This window comes from Ruegeria sp. YTSA135 (assembly GCF_059610165.1).
On sequence record NZ_JBXWNC010000004.1, the window covers coordinates 228,759 to 247,505 of the forward strand.

Sequence of the window (18,747 nt, forward strand, 5' to 3'; positions counted from 1 at the left end):
AGTACATCCAAACTTTGATTGAGGGCGCAATCGTAAGTAATTGGCATTACGCTGAAAACGGCTCGCAGCTATTTTTACTTAATTAACATAATACCAATTACACGACTTATTAGTAAAAGGCCTGCAGCCCCGTTTGCGACCGCCCCAGGATCAGTGCATGCACGTCATGAGTACCTTCATAGGTGTTCACCGTCTCAAGGTTAACCATGTGACGAATGACCTGGAACTCAAGTGAGATGCCATTCCCGCCGTGCATATCCCGCGACATGCGCGCGATATCCAAAGCCTTGCCGCAGTTGTTTCTCTTGATCACCGAAATCATCTCGGGCGCAGCTTCAGCTTCATCCATCAGACGACCTACGCGCAAGCTTGCCTGCAAACCCAGAGCGATTTCTGTTTGCATGTCGGCCAATTTGCGTTGGAACAGCTGGGTCTGCGCCAGCGGCCGGTTAAATTGTTTACGATCCAAGCCGTATTGGCGTGCGGCGTGCCAGCAAAACTCGGCTGCGCCCATCACGCCCCAACTGATGCCATAACGCGCGCGATTCAGGCAGCCAAATGGCCCCTTGAGGCCCTGGACATGCGGCAGCAGCGCGCATTCGTCGACCTCGACGCCCTCTAGGACGATCTCACCAGTAATAGATGCGCGCAGGCTCAACTTGTTTTGGATTTTCGGCGCGCTCAGACCCTTGAGTCCTTTGTCCAGCACAAACCCGCGAATCTTTCCGTCATGCGCGTCTGACTTGGCCCAGATGACGAACACATCCGCAATCGGAGCGTTCGATATCCACATCTTGCTGCCCGTCAGGCGATAGCCACCGTCGATCTTTTCGGCACGGGTCTTCATACCTGCCGGGTCTGACCCTGCATCCGCTTCGGTCAAACCGAAACAGCCAATCCATTCTCCGCTGGCCAGTTTCGGAAGGTACTTCCGGCGCTGTTCCTCACTGCCGTAAGCATATATCGGGTACATCACCAGAGAGCTTTGCACGGACATCATGGAACGATAGCCGGAATCAACACGCTCAACTTCGCGAGCGACCAAACCGTATGACACATACCCTGCCCCAAGGCCGCCGTATTGTTCGGGGATCGTGGTGCCCAACAGGCCCATCTCACCCATTTCGCGAAAGATTTCGGGATCCGTTTCTTCGTTTTGAAACGCGTCGGTCACACGAGGTTGCAGCTTTTCCTGAGCATATGCCTGCGCGCTGGCGGCGATCAAACGCTCGTCTTCGTTTAGCTGATCGTTCAGGCGAAACGGGTCATCCCATGCGAATTTACCCATGTCTGGCGCATCTTTCGCGCGTAGGGTTGGCGTGGTGTCGGGGGCGTTCATGGTATTTCTCCGCATAGTCGGCTTAGGGGCAAACTAACCCGGTACGCACTCAAATGACAGTAAGAGTTTCGCATCTAACCATGAGCGGAACTCATACCCCTACCCCCTAGATTTATCCCAAGGCGTACCCTGCTCCGCGCACAGTTCTTACGGGGTCTTGCCCACCGTGTTGTGTCAATGCCTTGCGCAACCGTCCGATATGAACGTCAACCGTACGCGTATCGACATAGATATCGCGACCCCAGACCCGATCAAGCAATTGTTCACGGCTCCAAACACGGCCCGGTTTCTCCATAAACGTGCTGAGCAGACGGAATTCGGTCGGGCCGAGTTTCAGCGGTTTGCTGTCGCGGCTGACCTTGTGCGTTTCCGAGTCCAGAACAATGTCATCAAACTCCAACCGAAGACCTACCGTTGCGGGCCTTACCCGTCGCAACTGCGTGCGCACGCGCGCCATCAGCTCAACAACCGAATACGGCTTGATCACATAGTCGTCCGCGCCGGTCTCAAGGCCGCGCACCTTGTCGACTTCTTCCGTGCGGGCCGAAAGCATGATGATCGGGATCGACCGCGTATCAGGGCGGGATTTCAAGCGGCGGCAAACCTCTATCCCACTGAGGTTGGGCATCATCCAATCCAAAACAATGATGTCCGGATGTTCCTCATCGACCAGCAACATGGCTTCGTCTCCGCTGCCAGCCTTGGACACTCGGAACCCTTCCGCTTCAAGGTTATAAGCCAGAACTTCGCGTTGCGCGGGTTCATCCTCGACAACCAGAACGGTCGGTTGATCAGCGGACATCTGTCAAAACTCCTAGGCGGATTGAGAGGTGATGTCTGCCTTCGGGCGCGCCTCGGTCGGGCGTTCACCGGTGACAAGATACACGACCTGCTCTGCGATGGCAGTGACATGGTCGCCCATGCGTTCGATGTTCTTGGCAATGAAATGCAGGTGCATACAGGATGATATGTTGCGCGGATCCTCGGCCATGAAGGTCAGGAATTCGCGGAACAGGCCATTATACATCTGGTCCACTTCTTCGTCTCGTGCAATGACATCCGTCGCCAGTTCGGCATCACGCTGAATATATGCGTCCAACGCATCGCGCAGCATTCGCTCAACCTCGCGCGCCATCCGACGCAGGGCGGCGGCGCTGCCATTGATCTCGCTGGCATTAACCAGAACCGTTGTGCGCTTGGCGATGTTCTTGGAATAGTCGCCGATACGTTCAAGGTTTGCGGATACCTTCAGCACCGACAGCACCAGGCGCAAATCGCTGGCCGCAGGTGCGCGAAGGGCGATAAGGCGCGCAGTTTCCTCGTTAATCAGGTCTTCCAGCGCATCAATTGCCTTGTCGCCCTGACGAACCTGCTGGGCCAGTTCCTCATCGCGCGTTTCCAGCGATCTGGCCGAGCTCATGATTGCGGCCTCGACCAACCCGCCCATTTTCATGATATGGGCTTGAATGGCTTCGAGATCCCGGTCGAATACGGATGCGATATGTTGTTCACTCATGCTTTGATACCTGTGCTCAGCCGATCCGGCCGGTGATGTAACTTTCGGTGCGGGGGTCTTCGGGGTTGGTGAAGATCTGGCCCGTCTCGCCAAATTCAACAAGGTTTCCAAGGTGGAAGAACGCGGTCTTCTGGCTGACCCGCGCGGCCTGCTGCATCGAGTGCGTTACGATCACCACGGAATATCGCGACCGAAGTTCATCAATCAATTCCTCGACCTGCGCGGTTGCGATCGGGTCCAGGGCCGAGCACGGCTCGTCCATTAGCAGAACCTCAGGCTCGGTCGCGATGGCGCGGGCGATACACAGGCGTTGTTGTTGACCCCCGGATAAGCCAGTGCCGGGCGCATCAAGCCGGTCTTTCACCTCATCCCAGATTGCGCCACGACGCAGGGATTTTTCAACGATTTCATCCAGTTCCGCCTTGCTCCTGGCAAGCCCGTGAATACGCGGACCATAAGCTACGTTGTCATAGATCGACTTAGGGAATGGGTTGGGCTTCTGGAAAACCATTCCTACCTTGGCGCGCAGCTGAACGGGATCGACACGCTTGTCATAGATGTCTTCGCCGTCCAGTTTAAACGAACCCTCGACGCGCGCGACGTCGATTGTGTCATTCATTCGGTTCAGGCACCGCAGGAATGTCGATTTACCGCAGCCGGACGGACCAATGAAGGCAGTGACGGTCTTGTCTTCAATATCGACATTCACGTCTTTGATAGCATGGTTGTCACCGTAGTAAACTTGGCAATCACGGCACTCCAGCTTGATTTCATTGGCGTCCACTTGTCTCTCCACTCGCGACATGTCGTTCATTTTGGTGCCCTTCATTACCAGCGGCGTTCAAACCGGCGGCGCAGTATGATTGCGATAATATTCATCGTGAGAAGGAACATGAGAAGAATGATAATCCCACCCCACGCTTTTTCATAGAAGCCGACATCCGCGCGCGCGGCCCAAGTATAGATTTGGGCGGGCATGGCCGAGTTCGGTTCGGTGAAACCAGCCAGAAAACCGTCCGGGTATCCGCGGGCTACGAATCCAACCATACCGATCAGCAAAAGCGGCGCTGTCTCGCCCAGTGCCTGAGCAAGTCCGATGATCGTGCCCGTCAGAATTCCCGGCGCGGCCAAGGGCAACACGTGGTGGAACACCGCCTGCATCTTTGACGCCCCTACCCCCAACGCGGCATCGCGGATTGATGGCGGAACCGCCTTCAGCGATGCACGGGTCGAGATGATGATTGTTGGCAGGGTCATCAATGTCAGAACAAGCCCCCCAACCAACGGCGCCGACTGCGGCAGGTGCATGAACTGGATGAACACCGCAAGACCTAAGATACCAAAAACGATTGAAGGCACGGCCGCCAGGTTAGAGATGTTGACCTCAATCAGGTCCGTAAACTTGTTCTGAGGCGCAAACTCTTCAAGATAGATCGAGGCAGCCACGCCAATCGGCAGCGACAACGCCAAAACTACCAGCATCATGAAGAACGAACCTACGACCGAGGCACCGATTCCTGCCCCGCCGGGGTTATCCACGCCAGAGTCCGCGCCGGTGATGAAGGGCCAGTTGAACACCTGTTTTATGATCCCCACCTCTGTCAACGCGTCGACAAGATCAAGATCGCTGAGTTGCAGAAAACGGCTGTCCTGAAGTGTGTCGCGGGATACGCGGCCTTTGAAGTATCCGTCGACCCGGCTGGAAGCTGCCAATTCGAATTTGATTGGCTCACCCACTTGGTCCAGATTTTCACTGTAGAAAGTTCGGATTGTGCCGCCGACTTTACCCAAAAGTCGCTCAATCGCAGCTTCGTTAAAGTCGACGGTGATCCCGCTTTCCGCCAGCTTACCGTTCAACTCTGCAATGAAAAGATCGGAATAAGCTTTGGTCTTGAACAGCGTGCTTTCCGCCTCGACCCGCTGCGGTTCTGTCAGGGTGAATTCAACGCTCACAACAGCTCGCGTGAATGCGGGTATTCCTTCTTTCAGGATCGACGCAAAAAGCACCACCAGAAAGAACAGGCCGGTTGCGATCGCAACTATACCGTAGAGGCGAAAGCGCTTTTCAGCCTTGGCGCGTTTTAACGTACGCTCATCACTGGCGGTGAGGGAGGTTGCGCGGCGACCCGATCCGGGGTTTTCCAAGCTAGCGTCGGTCATTCGTACTGCTCCCGGTACTTGCGCACGATGTAAAGGGCGAAGACGTTTAGCCCCAGTGTCAGGATGAAAAGGGTCATTCCAAGCGCGAAGGCCACCAATGCCTCGGGCGATGCAAAATCAGCGTCGCCCGTCAATTGGCTTACGATTTTGGCCGTTACGGTTGTCATGGCCTCGAACGGGTTCAGGTTGAGCCGGGCGGCAGCCCCTGCCCCTAAGACCACAATCATGGTTTCACCGATGGCGCGCGACGCCGCCAGAAGGATTGCACCGACAATCCCCGGCAAGGCAGCAGGCAGGACAACCTGTCGGATTGTCTCGGATTGGGTTGCACCCAACCCGTATGATCCGTCACGCATGGCTTGCGGTACCGCGTTGATGATGTCGTCTGAAAGCGATGAAACAAACGGGATCAGCATGATGCCCATAACAAGTCCGGCTGTCACGACAGCGGTTCCTGCTTTCATCCATCCCAGCCCCTCGTCACCGAAAACGCCCAGCAAGAGCGGCCCAACGGTTAGCAGCGCAAATAGCCCGTAAACAATTGTCGGGATACCGGCCAGAACTTCCAGCAGAGGCTTTGCAAAGGCCCGCACACGCGGGGATGCGTATTCACTCAGGTAGATAGCAGCAAAAAGACCGATCGGAACCGCCACCAATAAGGCAACAAGCGATATGTAGAACGTGCCCCACAGCAATGGAATTATACCAAGCTCAGACGAACCACCACGGCCGGAAAAGCTGGGTGACCAAGTAGTTCCGAAAAAGAAATCTGACGCCGGATAAAGCTTGAAGAATTCCCAGGTGTTAAAAATCAGGGAAAGAACAATCCCAACGGTGGTAAGGATAGCGATGGAGGCGGCCGCAAGAAGCAGAACCTGAACCCCTTGCTCAACGACATTTCGGGCGCGGAAAGCTTTGTTCGTTTGCCACAAACTGATAGCTGCGCCAGCCACAGCAGCAAGCAGCACGGCAATCGCCATGGCAGAACGGCCCGTCGAATTCAGGGCGCGATAGCTTTGAGCGGCGCGCAGAACCGGTTGCGTGATATTCGAGGTAACAACCTGACCTGCATCCATGAGAAGCTTGGTTATCTCTGTGGCGTCAGCGCTTGCGTTCTGAGCCATGTCTTCGGGTAGCAGACCCAGCTCGACCGCAGCATCCAAACCATGCGCCGTGCGGCGCATCTCTGCGAGAACCAGGCTGCGGGAAGAGCCTTCCTTGACCGCCGTTTCCGGGATCATTCCGGATATCTGGTTATTCACGTAAATCGGCTGCACGAGCAACCACAGGATCAAAAGACCAAATGCAGGCACGATTGTCTTCAGGAAAACGTTTGCCCCGTAAAAGGATGGCAGTGAATGCAAGCTTCGGCTATCGCCTCCGGCGCTTTGCAATGCACGCAACCGCCCTACAAAATAGCCGCCCGCCGCGATCGCCAGAACGATCAGAAAGAGCCAAAGTATCGGCATGACACCCCCACTGGTCTCATTTGGTATTTAAAGGCGCGTAGGGGCGATATCGAAAACCGCCCCCAGCAAATTAGACCAGCGTCAGGCTTAGCTACCCGAACCCATGGTGACTTCGTTGGCAATTGCTTCCTGAGTTTCTGCAAGCTCAGGGTCAGCGACCAAGCCGTAGTTTGCCAGCGGACCGGACGGACCTGCGATTTCGTCAGCAACGAAGAACTGAGCGTATTCCTTCAGGCCGGGGATCACGCCGATATGCGCTTTCTTAATGTAGAAGAACAGCGGACGTGACACCGGATATTCTCCGGTCGAGATGGTCTCGGTCGACGGAGCGACACCGGACATGGTGGCCACTTTCAGCTTGTCGGTGTTGTTCTCATAGAACGCCAGACCAAACACGCCGATACCGTTCGGGTTGGTGTCGATACGGGCCAGGGTTTCGGTGTAATCACCGTCAATGTCGACCGACTTTCCGTCTGTACGAACGTCCAGGCACGCGTCTTCAGCGTCGTCTTCGCTCATGCCGCCGGCAACCATGGCTTCCATTGCGCCAGTCGCTTCACAGCCGACCAGCAGAACTTTTTCCTCAAAGACTTCGCGAGTGCCGTGCTTGGTGCCGGGTATAAAGCTTGCGATTTCAACGTCTGGCAGATCAGAGTTGAATTCAGCCCACGTGTTGTATGGATTGTCGACGATTTCCCCGTCTTTCAGAACCTTGGCGCCCAAGGCGTTGAAGATATCGGCAGGCTCAAACGTGTTGAAGGCCGGGCCCGACTGCTGGCTTGCAAAAACGATACCGTCATAACCGATACGAACTTCCATGATGTCGGTCACGCCGTTTTCGGCACAGGCTTTGATCTCTTTCTCGCGAATAGCGCGGGATGCGTTTGCAACGTCGATGGTGTTTTCGCCAACACCTTCGCAGAAACGCTTCAGTCCAGCCGACGAACCACCCGACTCAACAACCGGTGTCGGAAAATCTGTATTTTCACCGAACAGTTCTGCCACGATCGAAGCATAAGGCAGCACGGTCGACGAACCTGCGACTTGAACGTTGTCACGGGCTGCAGCGGTGGTTGCCGAAACAGCAGCGATAGCCAGAGCAGAAGCCGACAGTTTTACAAAGGACATTTCAGTCTCCCTGAAAAGATAAGTTCTGATCACCCCATGATGATCTTGCGCGAACCTCTAAAAGCCGTGCGTAAGCCTTTTGTGACAAGTTTGTAACAGCTTTATGACAGCACGGAAGAAACCTGGGTGACGTAGCGCAAAGCTGACATGCAATTTTCACATAGGTTTGGCAAACTAATCTGATTCTAGACGATCTGGCCGCCTTAACGCGGCAAAATAACGGTAAACGTCGCGCCCTTACCCAAATCGCTTTCCACCCGTAACCGGCCACGATGTCGGTTGATTATGTGCTTCACGATCGCAAGCCCCAGCCCAGTTCCGCCCAACTGGCGCGATCTGTGACTGTCTGCCCGATAGAATCGCTCAGTCAGGCGCGGCAGGTGAACCGCATCAATACCCGGCCCCTTATCAATCACCTGAACCCGAACCGCCGGTCCACGCATGGCGGTGTCACGTTCCGAGGGTATAACCCGCACCTCGACACTGCCGCCGCTACCACCATATTTGATGGCGTTCTCAATCAGGTTGGTAAAAACCTGCCGCAACTGATCATTATCCCCGGTCAGCGTTACCGGGCCTTCGGGCGCGTTCAGGTTCAGATCGACCTTGGCATCCGTGGCCAGAGGGCGCAGAGAGCTCAACGTCGATTGCAAAAGTCCCATCAATTCCAGCTGTTCTTTCGGGCGCACCCGCTCTTCGCTTTCAACCCTGTTCAAGGACAGAAGATCCCCGACCAGACGGTTCATGCGGTTGGCTTCGTCAGACATGATCTTGAGAAAGCGCTCGCGTGCAGCGGCATCGTCACGGGCCGGGCCTTGCAGTGTTTCGATAAAGCCCATCAAGGCGGTCAGGGGTGTACGCAATTCATGACTTACGTTTGCCACGAAATCCCGGCGCATCTGGCTGGCCTGCTCGACATGCGTGACGTCCTGAAAAATAGCCAACGTCGCACCGCCTGACACGGCGCCAACTCCGTTCATATAGCGGCACTTGACCTCAAACGTCGTGTCCTGCGCACCATCGTTGGAAAGGTGTCGCGTTATGGTCGGCCCTTTCGAGCGGAGGCTCTGCTCTATCGCCTCGATAACCTGCGGCTGCCTTAGGATCGTTGCGAAATGGCGGCCGACGATATTCTGTGCCAACAACGTCTTTGCATCGGTATTGGCTGCGATAATCCGTTCCGTCTGATCGACCATCAAAGCCGGCATCGGAATGGCCGCGACAAACTCGGCGAGCAGATCGTCTGACATCACTATGCTCTTTTTCCGAAGCGTTAAGACAGGGGCTTCAACTCATCGCGGAACCGGCGCATGTTCTCCTGATAATGAAGCGCGCTCCATGTGATCTTCTTTGCCGCGGTGTCATCCAGTTGCCGCACGACCTTGCCCGGCGATCCCATGACAAGCGAGTTATCAGGAATTTCCTTGCCTTCCGTAATCAACGCTCCGGCCCCTATCAGGCAATTCTTCCCGATCTTCGCACCATTCAGAACGATTGCTCCCATGCCGATCAGAGTGTTTTCACCGATTGTGCAGCCGTGCAGCATCACCTTGTGCCCAATGGTGCAGTTACTGCCGATGGTCAGCGGGTAGCCGGCGTCGATATGCATGACACAGTTTTCCTGTACATTGCTGCCTTCGCCCACCCGAATCTCCTCGTGGTCAGCACGAATGGTACAACCGAACCAAACCGAGGCCCCTTTTTCCAGCACGACTTTACCGATCAGATTTGCATCCGGGGCAACCCATGTGTCTTCGTGAATTTTCGGCGTATTCTCACCCAAGGCGTAAACAGTCATGACAGGCCCTCGAATTCGTTCTGCAATGTGCGGACATGGCTTTGCAGTGTGGGTTGCTGGATACGCCGCATCCTTTCGGCGCTGACGATGGTTTTCAGCTTTTCCTCGGTTGCGTCCAAGTCGTCATTGACCAACACATAGTCGTAATACCCCCAGTGGCTGATTTCATCCCAGCTTTTGAGCATCCGCTTGGCGATGACGTCCTCGCTGTCCTGTCCGCGCGTCTCAAGACGTCGCCGCAGCTCGGGGATCGAAGGCGGCAGGATAAAGATGGACAGAGCGTGCTTTCCCAAGTCCGAGTTTCGAATCTGCACCTCACCCTGCCAGTCAACATCAAACAAGACGTCCCGTCCGGCGTTGATCGACTCCCGCACGGGTCCAGCCGGCGAGCCGTAGAAATTTCCAAACACATGGGCGTGTTCCAGCATTTGCCCTTTGGCGACTTGCTGTTTGAACTCATCCTCAGACAGAAAATAGTACTCACGCCCATGTTCCTCACCCGGACGAGGTGCGCGGGTTGTGGCCGAGATCGAGAATTCAAGATCATCGTCCCACGCCATCAATCGACGGGCCAACGTGGACTTGCCCGCGCCGGACGGCGAAGACAGGATGATAAGTAGGCCGCGGCGATCTGCCATATCAGGTGTTCCCATAATCATTCAACATTTTGCACTTGCTCGCGCATCTGGTCTATTACAGCTTTCAACTCAAGCCCCACCGATGTCAGATCAGCGCTTTGCGCCTTTGAACACAGCGTGTTCGCTTCGCGATTGAACTCTTGCATCAGAAAGTCCAACTTGCGCCCCACTGCCACATCCTGCGACAGCAGACTGCGTGCCGCGTCGACATGGGCTTTCAACCGGTCGATCTCTTCGGTGATGTCAGATTTGACCGCGATCAGCGCCAGTTCCTGTGCCAGACGATCGGGTTCAACTCCCTGCGCATTGTCCAGCACCCGCGCAAGGTTTTCCCGCAGCGCGTCTGCCATTTTGTCCTTTCGCTGTTCGGCAAGTTCGGCTGCTTGAGTCACCAGTTCCGAAACTAGACGTAGCTGTGAGTCCAAAATTTCGGCCAAGGCTTTACCTTCGGCCTGACGCATATCGACAAACCCGGCCAACAGGTCTGTGAAATCAACCGTCAAAGCCTCCACCAGCGGTGCTGGATCGTCCACATCGCTGCCGGCCTCTAGCATTCCTTTGATTGAAATCAGATCTGATGCGGTTGAAGGCGCAAGGGTTACGCCGCTGGCCGCTGCCATTTCCTGTGTTCGCGCTATTGCGACAAGCGCCGCTGCCATCGCGGCTTCGTTCAAAACCAAATCAAGGGCAGTTTCATCCCGGCCCAACCGCAGAGACAGGGTGACATTGCCACGGCTCAGCGCCTTTGTCATCTGACTGCGCAAGGCGACCTCAAGCCCGGTCAACCAATCGGGCACGCGCAGGCGCAGATCCAGCCCCTTGCCGTTCACACTGCGCAGCTCCCACGTCCAGCTATGAGGCCCCAATGCCCCCTTGCCCGAGGCGAAACCGGTCATAGATCTGATCATACTTGCTGCCCCTGTCTGCTCGCTTGCCGCACCTAAAGCCAACAATGGCCGCAGGGCAAGCCTTTGCTGAATTTGAGTGTTCAGCCGGAAGTTAACCATTCATTAAAGATTTCCTCCAAAATTGAATCAACCCGTGTCAATTTTGGCCCCAGACAGTTCTGGACGATCCGGATGTCTGGCTTTTTACGAAAACTGTGGCCGCTTGGCGCTAGGGTGATGAAAATGAGGAACTTTTTCGGTAACGGGTTCGGGTCGAATTCTGGAAAGATCGTTGCAATGGATCGTTTTGACAACGGGCGTAGCCTTTCGCCCATCCGACAGGCCGAGGCCTACTGGACCGCGTTGCTGACCAGTGACGGTATCCCCAAGCGATCACAGGTCGATCCGCGGGGGCTTGAGAACATCCTTGAATACACATTTATACTTGAGCGGATCACCCCGCGGCTGGCGCGGTTCCGTGTTGCAGGAAGCCATCTGAACAAACTGGCGGGCATGGAAGTCCGTGGCATGCCACTGACCGCCTTCTTTGAGCCCAGTGCGCGTTCGCAAATCTCGGACACTCTTGAGCAGGTCTTCGCCCAGCCTGCCATCGCTGGATTTGACCTAGTCTCCGCAGGTAAACTGGGTCGCGCCCGAGTACAGGCGCGAATGATTCTTTTGCCGTTAAAAAGCGATCTTGGAGATGTCAGCCGTGTTCTTGGAGTATTGGTGAGTGATGGCGCGATCAGCGCAACGCCCCGCCGTTTCACCATTCAAGACACCCAACTGCGGGCTGTATCCGACGTTCAGGCGCCCAAAAGACCAAAGCGGCAGCTTTCGACCGGGTTTGCCGAGGCTCCCCAAGAGTTCAAACGCCCCGGTTCTCACCTTCGGCTGGTTGTGTCCCGCGATGATTAAAACGAAAAAGGCGGGCAAGACCTGCCCGCCTTTCGTTAAATAGTCACAGTGCCTTAGCTGGCTTCGCGCTTGCTTCGATCACGGCGCAGATTGGTGAGTTCTTCTGCAACCAAGAACGCCAGTTCCAACGACTGCGAGGCGTTCAGACGCGGGTCGCAGGCCGTGTGGTAACGATCGGACAGATCTTCTTCGGTGACTGCGCGCACGCCGCCGATGCATTCGGTCACGTCCAGACCGGTCATCTCGAAATGCACTCCGCCGGGAACTGTGCCCTCAGCCTGATGCACACCAAAGAAATCGCGCACCTCACGCAACACGGATTCAAACGGGCGGGTCTTGTAGCCAGTTGCCGACTTGATCGTGTTGCCATGCATCGGGTCGCATACCCAGGTAACCTTGGCACCCTCTTCCTTGACGGCCTTGATCAGGCGCGGCAGATGCTCGCTCGCCTTGCCTGCACCGAACCGGGCGATCAGGGTCAGACGACCCTCTTCGTTTTCGGGGTTCAGCTTGGACATCAAGACCTTTAGGTCCTCGGCCGTTGTCGTCGGGCCGCATTTCAGACCGATGGGGTTCAGTACACCGCGACAGAATTCGACATGCGCGCCATCAGGTTGACGCGTGCGGTCGCCAATCCAGATCATGTGGCCCGAACCTGCCAGCCAGTTGCCCGAGGTTGAATCAAGGCGGGTCAGCGCCTCTTCGTATTCAAGCAGCAGACTTTCGTGGCTGGTGTAGAATTCCACGGTCGAGAATTCATGCGTGGTCTCGGCAGTGATTCCTGCCGCATCCATGAAATCGATCGTGTCTTGAATCCGGTCCGCGATTTCCGAGTATTTCTGTACGTCCTGTTCATCGGTGAAGCCAAGCGTCCAGGAGTGGACCCGGCTCATATCGGCGAAACCGCCGGTCGAAAATGCCCGCAGCAGGTTCAGCGTTGCGGCAGCTTGCGTATAGGCCTGCAACATTTTACCGGGGTTCGGAATGCGCGCTTCGGGGGTAAACGCCAGTTCGTTGATGATATCACCGCGGTAGCTTGGCAGCTCGACACCATCCACCACCTCGGTCGGGGCGCTGCGCGGCTTGGCGAACTGCCCTGCCATGCGACCCACCTTGACCACAGGCACCTTGGCACCATAGGTCAGAACCATCGCCATTTGCAGCATCACCTTGAACGTGTCACGAATCGCATCGGCACTGAATTGTTCAAAGCTTTCAGCACAATCCCCGCCCTGCAACAGGAAGGCCTCGCCGCGACCGGCAGCACCCAGATGTTGCTTAAGACGCCTTGCTTCGCCCGCAAAGACCAGCGGGGGATACTGCGAAAGCTGCGCCTCTACCTTCGCCAGTGCGGCCGCGTCGGTATAGTCTGGCATCTGAACCCGGGGCTTGTTGCGCCAGTTCGTTTTTTGCCATTCAGTCATAGCTTTGATCTCCGCTGAAGTATTCAGGGGGCCTCTATACAAAAAGCATTGAAGACTGACCATATATGATTTGCGCCCCTTGACGTCGTAAACAAGCTTTGATCATGGTGGCTGCCAAATCTGTCGCCGACACAATACAGTCGAGCGCCGAATCAAGGACACCTCGCCATGCAAGAGCAACGCCAAGTTGTCACGGTGGAAAACGCTGCAGCCACCTCGCGTCACTTCGTGTTTGTCCTTTTGGACAAATTTTCGCTGCTTTCATTTGCTTCTGCCTTAGACAGTCTAAGGATCGCCAACCGCATGGCCGGCAAGACGCTTTATACGTGGTGCCTTATGGGCGAAGGCGGTGAGTCCGTCAGTTGCTCGGCCGGGACAACCTTCGCGTTGGATTCCGATCTGATTGAACTGCAACGAGATGATGTCGTTTTGATCTGTGGCGGCGTGGACGTTCAGTCGGCAACCACCAAGAAAATGCTGAACTGGGTCCGCCGCGAGGCGCGGCGCGGTTTGCGGATTGGCGGTCTTTGCACAGCCGCCTATTCTTTGGCCAAGGCGGGGCTGCTGGACGGCAAGCGCGCGACCATCCACTGGGAGAACTCGGACAGTTTCATCGAGGAATTTGATGAGGTCCAACTAACCAAGTCCGTGTTTCAGATTGACGGCAATCGAATGACGACCGCAGGCGGCACGTCCTCAATCGACCTGATGTTAAAGATCATTGCTGATGATTTTGGCGAAGATCTGGCTAACGCTGTGGCCGACCAGATGATTTATTCGTCAATACGCACCGATCAGGACACGCAGCGCCTGTCTACCCCAACCCGCATCGGCGTGCGCCACCCTAAGCTGAGCCAGGTGATCCTGATGATGGAAAAGAACATCGAGGAGCCGATTTCACCTTCGATCCTGGCGAAAGATGTCGGCATGTCGACGCGTCAGCTTGAGCGCCTCTTCCGACGTTACCTGAGCCGCTCGCCGAAGCGGTATTATATGGAGTTACGTCTGCACAAAGCGCGCAATCTGCTGATGCAGACCGATATGAGCGTGATCAACGTGGCATTGGCGTGCGGCTTTGCCAGCCCGTCGCATTTCTCAAAGTGCTACCGGGCCCATTACAACACCACACCGTATCGGGAACGTGGTGCGCACGGCGACAGGTTGTCAGTTTAAGTTCTTCAGAAACACTTACAGAGCCTCTAGGGCGCGCGCCTTGAAGATGATTTGCGGTACGATGAAACCGCGCGCTTATCTATTCTGCGAGCCTCCCTTGGCGCAAGTCAGGTGGCGTCATCCTGTAGACCGCACCTTGTCCTACCGAAATGAACCATATTGATCCGTCCGGAGCCTCAACGACATCGCGCACACGTTCCGTTTCTGGGCCTTTGATCTGTTCAACTTCGCGCAGCGGTGATCCCGCAAGCCGCGCGATGTAGTCAAACTTGAGCGAACCGACAAAGATATCACCCGTCCATTCCGGCCACAGTTTGCCGGAATACACCATCAGGCCCGATGGGGCCATGGACGGGTCCCAATAGTGCTCTGGCTGTTCCATTCCGGGTTTCGAGGTTCCCTCGCCGATTTTCTCACCTGAATAGTGAACGCCATAGGAGATAACTGGCCAGCCATAGTTTAAGCCCGGCTTGACCAGATTGATCTCATCCCCACCCCGTGCGCCATGCTCGGAAATCCAGAGCCGGCCATTAGCGTCCAGACCGGCCCCTTGCGGGTTGCGATGGCCGAACGACCAGATTTCGGACCGAACATCGTCATCATCAACAAATGGATTGTCCTCAGGGATGGTCCCGTTGCGATTGACGCGGATCACCGATCCGATGTGGTTTGTTGTATCTTGGGCGGCAGGCCGGTCCCCTCGGTCACCGATCGTGACAAACAGGGTGCCATCGGTGGCTTCTACAACGCGCGATCCGAAATGCTTGCCGGTACGGCCGCCCGGCACGGCTTCGAAAATCACACGTACTTTGGTAAGCCTGTCGCCGTCTTCCGACAGGCGCGCAACCGCCAACGAAGTCCCTGCGTTGTTGAACTGGCGCTTGGCAAAAGTCAGAAAAATTTCCCGGGTTTGAGAGAAGTCCCTTGCGAAGGTGACATCCAACAATCCACCCTGCCTATTTGCGGCAACTTTAGGCACACCGCGCACGCGCTGCGTTACCCCATCGCGGACGTATAACAGTTCTCCGTCACGTTCTGTCACAAGGAAGCTGTTGTCGGGCAATATGTCCACGGCCCAGGGTGTATCCAAGCCGCTTACCATTTCGGTAAGCTCGACCGTGCCTTGCGACGTTTGCACGTTTTGTGCACTCGCGATTCCGGCCCAAGCTAGAACCATGATTAATGAAGCCCGAATCATATAAGCCCTCCGTCGTTTCCGACCCAGTTTCGCAATGGCGCGCGTCATGAAAGCAGATAGAGTTCTACGCCGCAAAAACACTTTTTCGTTGGGACTTTTCTTTTTGTGACAGCTTGCCTAGGGTCTTGAGCAGGAAGAAAATGTTCCAACATGGGAGTAACCTAATGAAAAAGCTGCTTACTGCAACTGCAGCAACTGCTCTATTGGCCAGCACAGCCATGGCCGAAGACGTAAAACTCGGCGTTCTTTTCGGTTTTACCGGACCGATTGAATCGCTGGCGCCTGCCATGGGTTCGGGTGCTGAACTGGCGATGGCCGAAGTCACCGAATCCGGCAAGCTTCTGGACGGTGCAACAGTAACTGCGTCCCGCGCCGACACCGGCTGCATCGACAACGGCCTTGCCACATCAAACGGTGAACGCATGATCGCGGACGGCGTTGCTGGTATCATTGGCGGAGATTGCTCGGGTGTTACCGGTGCAATCCTTCAGAACGTCGCTATTCCGAACGGCATGGTTATGATCTCGCCCTCGGCGACCTCGCCCGGTTTGTCGACAATGGAAGATAACGGTCTGTTCTTCCGTACCGCTCCGTCGGATGCGCGCGAAGGTCAGGTAATGGCAGACATTCTGAATGACCGCGGTATCAGCTCGATTGCGCTGACCTACACCAACAACGACTACGGCAAAGGTCTTGCGGATGCGATCCAGTCGTCTTTCGAAGCTTCGGGCGGTGAAGTCACGATCGTCGCGGCGCACGAAGACGGTAAAGCGGACTACTCGGCCGAAGTCGGCGCGCTGGCCTCAGCTGGTGGCGACATTCTGGTTGTCGCAGGCTATCTGGACCAGGGCGGTCTGGGTATTATCCAGGCAGCACTGGACAGCGGTGCGTTCGACACGTTCGGTCTGCCCGGTGGCATGATTGGCGACTCACTGCCTGCCAATGTTGGACCTGATCTGAACGGTTCCTTCGGTCAGATCGCCGGTTCAGGTGGTGAAGGTGCCGAAAAGTACTTTGCCATGGCCGAAGCCGAAGGGTTTGACGGTTCGTCACCGTACTCGCCCGAGTCCTATGATGCTGCTGCATTGTTCATGCTGGCTATGCAGGCCGCGGGTTCTGTAAACCCGGCGGATTACGGCGCGAAGATCATGGAAGTTGCCAATGAACCGGGCGAGAAAATCTATCCCGGAGAACTGGCCAAGGGTCTGGAATTGCTGGCGGCAGGGCAGGACATCGACTATGTCGGCGCATCAGGCGTTGAACTGATCGGCCCCGGTGAAAGCGCCGGTTCGTATCGCGAGATCGAAGTAACCGACGGCGAAAACAAGACCGTAAACTTCCGTTGATCTGGCGTTAACAGTCATAAAAATAAGCAGCCCGGGCCTTGTGTCCGGGCTGTTTCAGTGAAAAAAGGCCGCACCCCGGCAAACGGGGCGGGACAAAGCGCCAAAAAAGGCGGCAAGGGGAAAAGATGATCGTCGTCGAAAACGTGCACAAGCATTTCGGCGGATTTCATGCGGTGGACGGGGCATCGCTGGAAATCCAGAAGGGTTCGATCACCGGTCTGATTGGGCCAAACGGGGCCGGAAAAACCACACTTTTCAATGTGATTGCGGGTGTTCTTCCTCCCACCAGCGGCCGCGTATTCATGGATGGTGAGGATATCACCGGCCTGCCGCCGCACGAGTTATTTCACAAGGGTTTGTTGCGCACGTTCCAGATCGCGCATGAGTTTTCATCGATGACCTGCCGCGAAAACCTGATGATGGTTCCCGGCGCGCAATCTGGTGAATCGCTTTGGAACACTTGGTTTGGTCGCAAGCGCATCGCGAATGAAGAGCGCGCGCTGCAGGCCAAAGCTGACGAAGTTCTGGAATTCCTAACCATCGAACACCTGGCCGATCACAAGGCCGGTCAGGTCTCGGGTGGACAGAAAAAGCTGTTGGAGCTGGGCCGCACCATGATGGTCGACGCCAAAATCGTGTTTCTGGACGAGGTCGGCGCAGGCGTGAACCGCACCCTGCTGATGACTATCGCCGACACGATCATCCGCCTGAACAAAGAACGCGGCTACACCTTCGTTGTCATCGAGCATGACATGGATTTCATCGGCAAAATTTGCGACCCGGTCATCTGCATGGCCGAGGGTAAAGTTCTCGCCGAAGGCACTCTGGATGAGATCAAGGCCAACGAGCAGGTGATCGAAGCCTATCTGGGCACTGGCCTAAAGAACAAAGACAAGCTGGAGGCCCAAACATGACCGCTGGCAAAACCGACAACCCTTATCACGACGACAAAGGCAACAAGGATGCCTCGATCACCAACCCGCATGGCGTCGGAACCATGACTCCGGCGCACCGCAAGAGCGGCGAGACATACAAGGTTGCAGGCGGCCCCTTTTTGATTGGCGACACCATGACCGGCGGTTATGGCAAAGGGCCGGACATACTGCATGATTGCACAATTTCTGCCAACAAAGGTGAGATCGCGGTTATCGTCGGACCAAACGGAGCCGGTAAATCCACCGCGATGAAGGCACTGTTCGGCATGCTGGACGTGCGCTCGGGCAACGTGCGGCTGGATGGTGAGGATATCACCAATCTCTCGCCGCAGGACCGTGTGATCAAAGGGATGGGGTTTGTGCCGCAAACCTCGAATATCTTTACGTCGATGACGGTTGAGGAAAACCTAGAAATGGGCGCCTTCATCCGCCGCGACGACATCAGCCAGACGATGGAACAGGTCTATGACCTGTTCCCCATCCTCCGCGACAAGCGCAATCAGGCGGCCGGAGAGCTGTCGGGCGGTCAACGCCAACAGGTCGCCGTGGGCCGCGCGCTGATGACCCAGCCAAAGGTGCTGATGCTGGACGAACCGACCGCTGGCGTCTCGCCCATTGTGATGGATGAGTTGTTCGACCGGATCATCGAGGTCTCGCGCACCGGGTTGCCGATCCTGATGGTCGAACAGAACGCCCGTCAGGCGCTGGAGATCGCGGACAAGGGATATGTGCTGGTTCAGGGGCGGAACGCCTATACCGGCACGGGCAAAGAACTCCTGGCTGATCCCGAAGTGCGTAAGAGTTTCTTGGGGGGGTGA

18 protein-coding genes are annotated in these 18,747 nt (G+C 56.0%); 5 read left to right on the plus strand and 13 right to left on the minus strand.

The window, feature by feature from the left end; translation table 11 throughout:
* Positions 1 to 109 precede the first annotated feature (109 nt).
* From AC2FIT_RS07615 to AC2FIT_RS07665, 11 genes are all read right to left on the minus strand, one after another.
* Positions 110 to 1,339 carry an acyl-CoA dehydrogenase gene (locus tag AC2FIT_RS07615; RefSeq protein ID WP_496828176.1) on the minus strand — a complete coding sequence of 410 codons (1,230 nt, stop codon included), beginning with the start codon at positions 1,337 to 1,339 and terminating at the stop codon, positions 110 to 112.
* Between the two features lie 112 nt (positions 1,340 to 1,451).
* On the minus strand, positions 1,452 to 2,141 hold the full coding sequence (phoB, locus tag AC2FIT_RS07620) for a phosphate regulon transcriptional regulator PhoB (protein WP_496828178.1): 690 nt from the start codon (positions 2,139 to 2,141) through the stop codon (positions 1,452 to 1,454).
* A 12-nt stretch (positions 2,142 to 2,153) separates the two neighbouring features.
* A complete protein-coding gene (phoU, locus tag AC2FIT_RS07625; RefSeq protein ID WP_068331254.1) occupies positions 2,154 to 2,855 on the minus strand; it encodes a phosphate signaling complex protein PhoU in 702 nt (233 codons plus the stop codon).
* A gap of 16 nt (positions 2,856 to 2,871) precedes the next feature.
* The gene (gene pstB, locus AC2FIT_RS07630) at positions 2,872 to 3,669 is read right to left on the minus strand and encodes a phosphate ABC transporter ATP-binding protein PstB (RefSeq protein ID WP_496828373.1); all 798 of its coding nucleotides are present in this window, start codon (positions 3,667 to 3,669) and stop codon (positions 2,872 to 2,874) included.
* 14 nt (positions 3,670 to 3,683) lie between these two features.
* The gene (gene pstA, locus AC2FIT_RS07635; protein ID WP_496828180.1) at positions 3,684 to 5,015 is read right to left on the minus strand and encodes a phosphate ABC transporter permease PstA; all 1,332 of its coding nucleotides are present in this window, start codon (positions 5,013 to 5,015) and stop codon (positions 3,684 to 3,686) included.
* Positions 5,012 to 6,484 (minus strand): phosphate ABC transporter permease subunit PstC, encoded by a 1,473-nt coding sequence (gene pstC / locus AC2FIT_RS07640; protein WP_496828182.1) that lies wholly within the window; start codon positions 6,482 to 6,484, stop codon positions 5,012 to 5,014. Before pstC ends, pstA begins: the two co-directional genes overlap by 4 nt.
* Positions 6,485 to 6,571: 87 nt before the next feature.
* Positions 6,572 to 7,612 (minus strand): substrate-binding domain-containing protein, encoded by a 1,041-nt coding sequence (locus tag AC2FIT_RS07645; RefSeq protein ID WP_496828184.1) that lies wholly within the window; start codon positions 7,610 to 7,612, stop codon positions 6,572 to 6,574.
* Positions 7,613 to 7,815: 203 nt separating this feature from the next.
* Positions 7,816 to 8,862 carry a sensor histidine kinase gene (locus AC2FIT_RS07650; RefSeq protein WP_496828188.1) on the minus strand — a complete coding sequence of 349 codons (1,047 nt, stop codon included), beginning with the start codon at positions 8,860 to 8,862 and terminating at the stop codon, positions 7,816 to 7,818.
* A 23-nt stretch (positions 8,863 to 8,885) separates the two neighbouring features.
* On the minus strand, positions 8,886 to 9,410 hold the full coding sequence (locus AC2FIT_RS07655; RefSeq protein WP_496828190.1) for a gamma carbonic anhydrase family protein: 525 nt from the start codon (positions 9,408 to 9,410) through the stop codon (positions 8,886 to 8,888).
* Complete coding sequence (gmk, locus tag AC2FIT_RS07660; protein ID WP_496828375.1) at positions 9,407 to 10,048, minus strand: guanylate kinase; 642 nt, start codon at positions 10,046 to 10,048, stop codon at positions 9,407 to 9,409. The genes AC2FIT_RS07655 and gmk overlap by 4 nt, the downstream gene beginning before the upstream one ends.
* A gap of 17 nt (positions 10,049 to 10,065) precedes the next feature.
* Complete coding sequence (locus AC2FIT_RS07665) at positions 10,066 to 10,956, minus strand: YicC/YloC family endoribonuclease (protein WP_496828192.1); 891 nt, start codon at positions 10,954 to 10,956, stop codon at positions 10,066 to 10,068.
* 276 nt (positions 10,957 to 11,232) lie between these two features.
* On the opposite strand from AC2FIT_RS07665, the gene AC2FIT_RS07670 reads away from it, so the two are divergent.
* Positions 11,233 to 11,853, plus strand: a complete 621-nt coding sequence (locus tag AC2FIT_RS07670; RefSeq protein ID WP_496828194.1) for a PAS domain-containing protein — start codon at positions 11,233 to 11,235, stop codon at positions 11,851 to 11,853.
* A gap of 53 nt (positions 11,854 to 11,906) precedes the next feature.
* Here the strand turns inward: AC2FIT_RS07670 and AC2FIT_RS07675 are convergent, their stop codons facing one another.
* Positions 11,907 to 13,277: a class II 3-deoxy-7-phosphoheptulonate synthase gene (locus AC2FIT_RS07675; RefSeq protein ID WP_068331266.1), complete on the minus strand. Its 1,371-nt coding sequence runs from the start codon at positions 13,275 to 13,277 to the stop codon at positions 11,907 to 11,909.
* A 168-nt stretch (positions 13,278 to 13,445) separates the two neighbouring features.
* Here AC2FIT_RS07675 and AC2FIT_RS07680 point away from each other — a divergent pair, with 168 nt between their 5' ends.
* On the plus strand, positions 13,446 to 14,450 hold the full coding sequence (locus AC2FIT_RS07680; RefSeq protein WP_496828196.1) for a GlxA family transcriptional regulator: 1,005 nt from the start codon (positions 13,446 to 13,448) through the stop codon (positions 14,448 to 14,450).
* A 79-nt stretch (positions 14,451 to 14,529) separates the two neighbouring features.
* Here the strand turns inward: AC2FIT_RS07680 and AC2FIT_RS07685 are convergent, their stop codons facing one another.
* Positions 14,530 to 15,648, minus strand: a complete 1,119-nt coding sequence (locus AC2FIT_RS07685; protein ID WP_496828198.1) for a PQQ-dependent sugar dehydrogenase — start codon at positions 15,646 to 15,648, stop codon at positions 14,530 to 14,532.
* A 164-nt stretch (positions 15,649 to 15,812) separates the two neighbouring features.
* Between AC2FIT_RS07685 and AC2FIT_RS07690 the strand changes: the two genes are divergently transcribed.
* The 3 genes from AC2FIT_RS07690 (at position 15,813) to AC2FIT_RS07700 (ending at position 18,747) form a co-directional block, all read left to right on the plus strand.
* Positions 15,813 to 16,994, plus strand: a complete 1,182-nt coding sequence (locus AC2FIT_RS07690) for an ABC transporter substrate-binding protein (RefSeq protein WP_496828201.1) — start codon at positions 15,813 to 15,815, stop codon at positions 16,992 to 16,994.
* Positions 16,995 to 17,119: 125 nt separating this feature from the next.
* Positions 17,120 to 17,908: an ABC transporter ATP-binding protein gene (locus AC2FIT_RS07695; RefSeq protein ID WP_496828203.1), complete on the plus strand. Its 789-nt coding sequence runs from the start codon at positions 17,120 to 17,122 to the stop codon at positions 17,906 to 17,908.
* Entirely contained in the window at positions 17,905 to 18,747 is an 843-nt protein-coding gene (locus tag AC2FIT_RS07700; protein WP_496828205.1) for an ABC transporter ATP-binding protein, read from the plus strand. The genes AC2FIT_RS07695 and AC2FIT_RS07700 overlap by 4 nt, the downstream gene beginning before the upstream one ends.